Annotated in this window: 6 protein-coding genes and 1 pseudogene; 2 read left to right on the plus strand and 5 right to left on the minus strand. The window is 52.2% G+C overall.

The window, feature by feature from the left end; translation table 11 throughout:
- Nucleotides 1-14: 14 nt before the first annotated feature.
- Entirely contained in the window at nt 15-1,181 is a 1,167-nt protein-coding gene (locus DOM57_RS21400; RefSeq protein ID WP_110651742.1) for an alkene reductase, read from the minus strand.
- A 58-nt stretch (nt 1,182-1,239) separates the two neighbouring features.
- Nucleotides 1,240-2,742 (minus strand): aldehyde dehydrogenase family protein, encoded by a 1,503-nt coding sequence (locus tag DOM57_RS21405; protein ID WP_110651744.1) that lies wholly within the window; start codon nt 2,740-2,742, stop codon nt 1,240-1,242.
- A gap of 156 nt (nt 2,743-2,898) precedes the next feature.
- On the opposite strand from DOM57_RS21405, the gene DOM57_RS21410 reads away from it, so the two are divergent.
- Complete coding sequence (locus DOM57_RS21410; protein WP_110651746.1) at nt 2,899-3,795, plus strand: LysR family transcriptional regulator; 897 nt, start codon at nt 2,899-2,901, stop codon at nt 3,793-3,795.
- 118 nt (nt 3,796-3,913) lie between these two features.
- Here the strand turns inward: DOM57_RS21410 and DOM57_RS21415 are convergent, their stop codons facing one another.
- From DOM57_RS21415 to DOM57_RS21425, 3 genes and pseudogenes are all read right to left on the minus strand, one after another.
- Complete coding sequence (locus DOM57_RS21415) at nt 3,914-4,927, minus strand: zinc-dependent alcohol dehydrogenase family protein (RefSeq protein ID WP_110651748.1); 1,014 nt, start codon at nt 4,925-4,927, stop codon at nt 3,914-3,916.
- 54 nt (nt 4,928-4,981) lie between these two features.
- Complete coding sequence (locus DOM57_RS21420) at nt 4,982-5,578, minus strand: TetR/AcrR family transcriptional regulator (protein ID WP_110651750.1); 597 nt, start codon at nt 5,576-5,578, stop codon at nt 4,982-4,984.
- A 150-nt stretch (nt 5,579-5,728) separates the two neighbouring features.
- Nucleotides 5,729-6,712: pseudogene (locus tag DOM57_RS21425) on the minus strand (IS5 family transposase).
- Nucleotides 6,713-6,998: 286 nt separating this feature from the next.
- On the opposite strand from DOM57_RS21425, the gene DOM57_RS21430 reads away from it, so the two are divergent.
- Nucleotides 6,999-7,622, plus strand: coding sequence for a glutathione S-transferase (locus tag DOM57_RS21430; RefSeq protein WP_110651752.1), 624 nt, complete (start codon nt 6,999-7,001; stop codon nt 7,620-7,622).
- The last annotated feature ends 117 nt before the right edge of the window (nt 7,623-7,739 follow it).

Raw genomic sequence — 7,739 nt, forward strand, 5'->3', positions numbered from 1 at the left:
TGAATAATGCGGGTTTAAACCTGTTCAGTAACCCTCTCTCTGGAGAGGGAATCGGGATGGGACTCAACAGTCGGATAGTCGGTATATCCTTTATCAGTTCCACCGTACATCGTTGTCGGATCTACATCGTTCCAGGGCAAGCCCTTCCGAATTCGATCAGGTAGATCAGGATTCGCTATGAACGGTTTACCAAAAGCGAACAGATCACCATAACCTGCCTCAAGCATGCGAATTGCTTTTTCAGGCGTGTAACGGCCAGCAAAAATCAAAACACCGCTGAACGCGTTTCGCAGAGCCACGCAGAAACTTTCCGGAAGCTCTGGTGCGTTGTCCCAATCCGCTTCGGCAATAGAGATATAGGCCACCCCCCGCTTCTCCAGAAGCTTTGCAGCCTCCAGATAAGTTTCATGCGGGTCTGATTCAACCAGCCCCAGATATACTCGTTCCTCCTCGGTACTCTCGAACAATGGAGCAAAACGCACCCCAAGGCGCTCCGCGCCTACCTCTGCAGAAATAGCAGACACGATCTCCTCAAGAAACCGGAGTCTGTTTTTCAGGCTTCCGCCGTACTGGTCGGTCCGGTGATTCGAATGCTCCGAGATAAACTGATTGACCAGATAGCCATTAGCACTATGAATTTCTACCCCATCAAAACCGGCCTCAACAGCGTTACGAGCTGCACGCGCATACATAGCAACTAATTCCTGCACCTCCGCCGTGGTTAACTCACGAGGCTCGTCAGGATCTGCCAACGCGCCCGTCCCAGGCCCTGTTTCAACAAAAACTTTTACGCCTTCGGCGCGAATCGCGGATGGGGCAACAGGAGCCTGCCCATCAGGCTGCAGCGAACGATGGGAAACCCGTCCTACGTGCCACAATTGACAAAAAATCGTGCCACCCTGACTATGAACAGCGCGGGTCACTTTTTTCCAGCCCTCGATCTGTTCTGCGGTAAAGATACCTGGAGTCCAGGCATAGCCTTGACCTCGCGGCTCAATCTGCACGCCTTCGGTTACCATAAAACCGGCTGTGGCTCGCTGAGCGTAGTAGGTGGCCATGAGATCATTTGGAATGTTTCCGGGCTGCGTACTTCTTGATCGCGTCAAAGGGGGCAAAACAATACGATTTTTCAGATTTAAACGGCCCAATTTCACCGACTCAAAAAGAGAACTTACATTCATCACTTTAATTCCTCTCAGGTATGTTTCTAATGTTGCTTTAGGGTCTCTCTAAAAGCCCCTAGAACAGGCCGTACGTGGACTCATTCAAACTGATGATTATGTTTTTCTTCTCGGTGTAGCTATCGAGCATCATCTTGTGAGTTTCGCGGCCAATACCAGATTTTTTATATCCACCAAAGGGTGCGTGCGCGGGCAATTCGTGATAAGTGTTGACCCACATCCGTCCAGTTTTAATTGCACGAGCTACTCGCAGGGCCCGATTGATGTCCTGAGTCCAGACGGCCCCGGCCAAGCCATAATCGGATTCATTCGCCAACGCGATAACATCAGCTTCATCCTCAAATGGCATAACCACCAACACTGGGCCGAAAATCTCTTCCTGAGCCACTGACATATCGTTTGATACATCCGTAATGATGGTCGGCGCGATAAAACTTCCGCGGCCCAGCGCCCCACCGGTCAAGCGCTTTCCACCGGTAAGAACATTGAGGCCTTCCTGCGACGCCAGGTCGACATACCCCAGAATCCTCGCCATCTGCTGTTCACTGACCTGGCTTCCCATTTGGGTTTGAGGATCCAAAGGATCTCCTACTCTGATTTGTTCAAAACGCTCTTTTAGCGCTCCAGTGAATTTTTCAAAGATGGAGTGATGAACGAATAAACGGGCCCCTGCCTCACAGACCTCTCCCTGATTGAGAAGAATAGAGAGAGCAGCTCCTTCCAGGGCTTTCTCCAGGTTGGCATCGGGAAACACGATGTTGGCTGATTTACCGCCCAACTCCAGAGTGGCCGGGATCAGCTTTTCTGCCGCAGCCTTCGCCACGCGGTACCCAACCGCCGTCGATCCCGTAAAAGCAAGTTTATCCACGTCTGGGTGATCAAGAAGAGCTTGTCCCGCTTCTGCACCCTGACCGGTAACAATATTTACGACTCCTGGTGGCAGTACATCATTGAGAATTTCACCCAATGTAAGAAGGGTTATAGACGTCATCTCGGATGGCTTGATGACAACAGTATTGCCAGCTGCAAGCGCGGGCGCTAATTTCCAGGCTGCCATCAATAGCGGAAAGTTCCAGGGAATGATTTGGCCAACCACACCAACAGGTTCATTTAACACCAGGCTCAATGTGTTGTTATCGAGCTGCACAGCTTCATCGCTGTGAGAACGAATCACACCGGCAAAATACCGAAAATGATCAATCGCCAGGGGGACGTCAATCTGTCTGGTTTCTCGGACCGGCTTGCCATTGTCAAGCGTCTCAAGGATTGCAAACTCTTCTGCTCGCGCTTCGAGTCTGCTCGCAATTGCAAGCAACGCCTGCTGACGCTCCTGGGGAGATGTTTGACCCCAAACAGCCAGCGCTTTACGCGCTGATTTCACTGCAGCATCAACATCTTCTTTGTTGGCCATCGGTATGTTGGTTAACACGGCGCCTGTAGCCGGGTTAATCGAAGGAGAAGAACGTCCGGACAGACTTGTCACCCATCGCCCGCCAATGAACATCTTATAGTCGGCCTTTATTGACCGTTGAACTAGTTCGCTATCAGTACTATGACTCATGAAATGCTCTCACCTTATCGCTGCATAGGATCAACGCGTCACCCACAACAGACCGGTGTCTAGATTCCAGGCCGCTGGGTGGCGAGTCATGACAAGAGCATGCTATGCGGATATAATAACAAATAGAAACAGTATTTATTGGTGAGAGATACAAATATGAGTGATATTAACCGAGTCGACCTGAAGCAGCTGCGAGTGTTCAAAATTCTGTTAAAAGAGAGGAATGTCACGCGAGCCGCGAGTCAGATGGGCATGACCCAACAAGCCGTCAGCGCTCAGCTCAGTAAACTCAGAGATGTCTTTCAGGATCGACTGTTCATACGATCCGGACAAGGGGTCATACCCACGCCACTTGCTGAACAGCTAGAACCACGAGTTAACGCTGTTTTTGAGAGTCTTGATCGTTTGATGGCGCCTGACGACTTCAATCCGACCACTGTGGAAACGACCTACGTGATCTCAGCGACGGATTACGCTGTAGCGGTTGTATTGCCAAGATTGATGATGAAGTTACGAAAGCTGGCACCGGGATTGAAGTTAATCGTGCGAGATTTTGAAAGTGATCGACTCTATGCGTTACTGGCATCGGGAGACGTGGACCTCGCGCTGACTTTTCCGGCGTTTGTTCCTGAAAGCTGTCAGACGCAATGGCTTTTTTCAGAACACCATGTCTGCGTAACCCGAAAAGATTCTCCCTTGCTCGCCCGGCGACTTACGATAGGTGACGTTGCCGGACTGCCCCAACTCATTGTCTCTCCGACACGAGCCAACCTGATCGGCTCAGCCGATGAGTGGTTTGCCAGTAATGGCTATAAACGCAATGTCGTTATGTCTGTCCCAAGCTTCTCTGCCGCACCGGTTTGCGTGGCATCAACCGACTGCATCGCATTCCTACCATCACGCATTTTGCCAAACCCACTGGTGAAAGAGATCGAGCTCGACCAATCGCCTCCGTGTTTCGATGTGATCGCAGCCTGGCATTCTCGTTCCAGTCAGGATCCGCTGCACAGTTGGATACTGACCCTTCTTCAGCAAGAGTTTCCGAATATCTAGACCCAAAAAAGCCGCCTCAACACCAGTGTGCTGGACGGCAAAGAGACAACGCTTCACATTGCCTAATGCTAACCGAGCCTCGGACGCAACATCACCCGATTAGCCGTCACGACAGCTCTCACCACTCAACAACGATCTTGCCAAAATGACCGCCACTTTGTTGAACGGCAAATGCCTCCGCTAATTGGTCCAGACGAAAGCTTTGATCTATCACCGGGCGCAGATCATTTTGCTGAAGAGCCGCAATATAGTCCTGTTGTTGCCGCCGATTACCGACAATCAAACCCTGAAGCCGGGCCTGCTTCGCCATGAGCAGCCCCGTAGGAACCTGGCCCTCACGACCGGTTAGAACACCTATCAGGGCTATGTGGCCGCCTACACAAACCGCCTGAAAAGACTGACTGAGAGTACCAGGCCCACCTACTTCAACAACATGGTCGACGCCTCGACCCTCGGTTAATGAGAGAACCTCATGCCCCCAATCCGGACAACGTCGATAGTTAATGGTTTGATCCGCTCCGAGCTTTCTAGCCCTTGCGAGCTTTGCATCTGACGAAGAGGTCACAATGACCCTGGCCCCCATTGCTTTGGCAATTTGCAGAGCTGCGATTGAGACCCCGCCGGTTCCCAGCACCAAAACGCTTTGACCAGCCTTCAAGTTGCCCTCTACAACCAAAGCGCGCCACGCTGTTAATCCCGCAGTAGTGATAGTCGCCGCTTCCGCATGACTCCACCCAGCAGGAGCGTGAGTAAAATCAGTGGCTGCGCGAACCGCGTACTCTGCAGCAAAGCCATCGACGCCATCGCCCGGTGTTTCTGCAAAATTTCCAACTCTGTCGTAGGCTTGCCCGTCCTGCCACTGAGGGAAAAAACCGGAAACAACATGATCACCTATCTGGAACTCTGTGACGCCTTCACCGACGGCCTCAACAACGCCGGCCCCGTCTGACATTAAAATCCGACCGTCTTCCGTCGGGATACTACCATTCGCGACCAACAGGTCATGGTAATTCAGAGAGGTGGCACGTATTGCAACCCGTATCTGCCCCGGTCCCGGCTGACCCGGGTCTGGAGTGTCTCTTAGCTCCAGTGAATCAAGCCCACCTGGAGCATGAAGAGTGACTGTTTTCATAGCATTTTCTCCAAGAATAAGTAGACCGGTCGTATAGTTTTAGTTCAAAAAAAGTCAGGTTTGGCCCAGCAACACCTTGGTCGCTTCCAAAGCGGACTCCATCGGCTCCCGGTCACGGGTGATCTTGCCACGCAGACTGGCGCCTAACCAAAGCTGATAAAGAGTAGTAGCCGTTCCTCTGGGGTTAAGTGTGGCTGGCAGAGACCCATCCGAGATTCCTTCCTCGACGGTTTGCGCTAGTCTGGCAATAACCCGACCAGTCTCTCTGGCTAATACGTTGCGCATGGCTTCTGATAAATCGCAAACTTCGGCTGCAAGCTTTACCGTTAAACACTTGCCTTTGGGGTCACACGTGGATTGCGTTTCTAACCAGGATTCCCAATAACTCAGAAGACGCTCAGCCCCCGACATGCCGGGGCGGGACAACAACGAATCCAGGGAACTCTGGTATTCAGAAAAATAGCTTTTGAGAAGCTCCTCACCAAAAGCCTCTTTAGACCCAAAGTAGTGATAGAAAGACCCTTTGGGAACACCAGAGGCTTTCAAAATTTCATTTAATCCAACAGCACTGAAGCCCTTACCACTGATGATGACTTCTGCCGTTTTAAGAACGTGCTTTCGCACATCATGAGAAACTGTTTTTGATTCCATGGGGTGATTTTAGGCCGCACTAGACCAATTGTCTAGGGAACCGCTGAACAATTCAGTCATGGGCACATGAAGCGATCAGCGACCACCTGCTGACCACCTCAGCTGGTTTGCTTTCCCTGGCAGCCGGGGTATCCGGCTGCCAAGCCAGATTCAAGACGCATTGGCCCCGTCGGTAAGTCCTGAGCATCGTCCTGCCAGCACCAGATTGCCGAGGGCGAACAGGGTGAACAGTTGGGCCTCGTTCTTGGCCAACCTCTTGTAGCGAACCTTCCGGTAGCCGAAGAGGTTCTTGATGACATGAAACGGGTGCTCCACCTTGGCGCGGATGCTGGCCTTGGACTTCTCGATTGCCAGGAGGAGCGTTTTCATCGGGCTGTCGTCCATCTTCTTGATCGCGCCGCGCTTGGCGGCAATGCAGCACTTGGAATCCGGGGCATCCTTCTCTTCGTCGAGATGCTTCCACATGCCGGTGTAACCCGCGTCGCCGTATACCCGCTTGTCATTCTCCCGGACCAGAGCATCGGCCATGGTGACATCGGCGACGTTGGCCGAGTTCGCGACGACTTTGTGAGTCAGTCCGGTGACGGCATCGACGCCGATATGGGTCTTCAGGCCGAAGTACCACTGGTTGCCTTTCTTGGTCTGCTTCATCTCCGGATCGCGCTGCTTGGCCTTGTTCTTGGTGGAAGGAGCCGCAGCCACGATGGTGCCCTCGCGCATGAACAGGCCCTGCTCAGCCAAGTGGGCGTTGATCTCTTCGAAGAACCGCTGGGTCAGCGCATGCTTCTCCAACAGATGACGGAAGCCCAGCAGCGTGGTCGCGTCCGGTACGCTCTCGATGGCCAAATCGATACCCACGAAGTCACGCATCGCCTGGCTATCGTATATTGAATCTTCGAGCGCCTCGTCTGCGAGCGCATACCACTGTTGCTAGAAGTAGATCCGCAGCATGCGCTCCAAGCCAATAGGCGGGCGGCCGCGCTTGCCCGCTGCGTTCGGGAAGTAGGACGGCGACAGCGCGTCGATGAGCCGTTGCCAATGCACCAGCGCCTCCATCTGGGCCAGGAACCGCTCGCGGCGGGTCACTTTCTTCTTGTTCTGGTGCTCTGCCTGGGCGAAAGAGATCTGCTTCATCGTGTGGCTCGGTCAGGTGGTGACAGCGTGGCCAGATTTTACCCCGCCGACGGCTGCCAGGCAGCTGTGGCGGGATTTGTGCAAGTTGTCAATAGATCACACTTCACAAGAGCCAGTTATTCTATCCAGCCTCTTTACCGCAACCCTGAATGGTACCTGTGAACTCAGTATTTACTAGCATTAGACCAGTCGTCTATAATACATGATATTAAGACTTTAAGACATTTTACGCCCAGCCACCTTAACTAGTGAAGCAATCTGGATACACCATAAACGGAAGGAAATTATGATTATTGTTCATCATCTAAATGACTCACGCTCGCAGAGGATTCTCTGGCTGCTCGAAGAGCTGGGCCTCGAATACGATATTAAACGCTACAAAAGAGACCCTGATACCCACTTGGCACCACAGGAATTATTTCAGATTCACGCACTAGGCAAATCTCCCGTCATTGAACATCGGCAATCCATCATCCATGAATCTGGTGCGATTATTGACTACCTCCTCCGGCACTATGACGGGGCTGACCTGCAGCCGCCCCGCACCACCAAGGAATATGATCAATACGTGCAATGGCTTCACTATGCCGAAGGATCAGCAATGCTTCCTTTGCTCCTGAAAATTTACGTTGATCCTCTTGGCAACAATGGCGTCCCCCTACACCCGCGGATCAATAGCGAGTTGGACAACCATCTGGGCTTTATCGAAAACTCACTGAAAGGACAAAGCTATCTGGTGAACGATACGTTTAGTGCCGCCGACATTCAGATGAGCTTTATTGGTGAAGTTGCCAAGTCTTTTCAATTACTGAGCCAGCGCCCCAATCTGCAAGCCTGGCTTGAACGACTTCACTCCAGACCTGCTTATCAATCGGCTATTGCCAGGGGTGGTGTGTACAAGTTGGCGTAATATTTTGATGCCTCGAGCACAAGCGTTATTCCCGTTACCAGTTGAGAAAGGGCGGTCTTAAGGACCGCCCTGATCAATCAAACAGTCTTCCGGCAAGCATGGCTCCCCCGACTTCGA

The sequence above is a fragment of the Salinicola peritrichatus genome (genome assembly GCF_003206715.1).
Taxonomy (GTDB): Bacteria; Pseudomonadota; Gammaproteobacteria; order Pseudomonadales; family Halomonadaceae; genus Salinicola; species Salinicola peritrichatus.

What these genes read in the sequence shown, in the direction of transcription:
- DOM57_RS21405 (WP_110651744.1), bottom strand. Translation starts at nt 2,742, where the DNA reads ATGAGTCATAGTACTGATAGCGAACTAGTTCAACGGTCAATAAAGGCC.
- DOM57_RS21410 (WP_110651746.1), top strand. Translation starts at nt 2,899, where the DNA reads ATGAGTGATATTAACCGAGTCGACCTGAAGCAGCTGCGAGTGTTCAAA.
- DOM57_RS21400 (WP_110651742.1), bottom strand. Translation starts at nt 1,181, where the DNA reads ATGAATGTAAGTTCTCTTTTTGAGTCGGTGAAATTGGGCCGTTTAAAT.
- DOM57_RS21415 (WP_110651748.1), bottom strand. Translation starts at nt 4,927, where the DNA reads ATGAAAACAGTCACTCTTCATGCTCCAGGTGGGCTTGATTCACTGGAG.
- DOM57_RS21420 (WP_110651750.1), bottom strand. Translation starts at nt 5,578, where the DNA reads ATGGAATCAAAAACAGTTTCTCATGATGTGCGAAAGCACGTTCTTAAA.
- DOM57_RS21430 (WP_110651752.1), top strand. Translation starts at nt 6,999, where the DNA reads ATGATTATTGTTCATCATCTAAATGACTCACGCTCGCAGAGGATTCTC.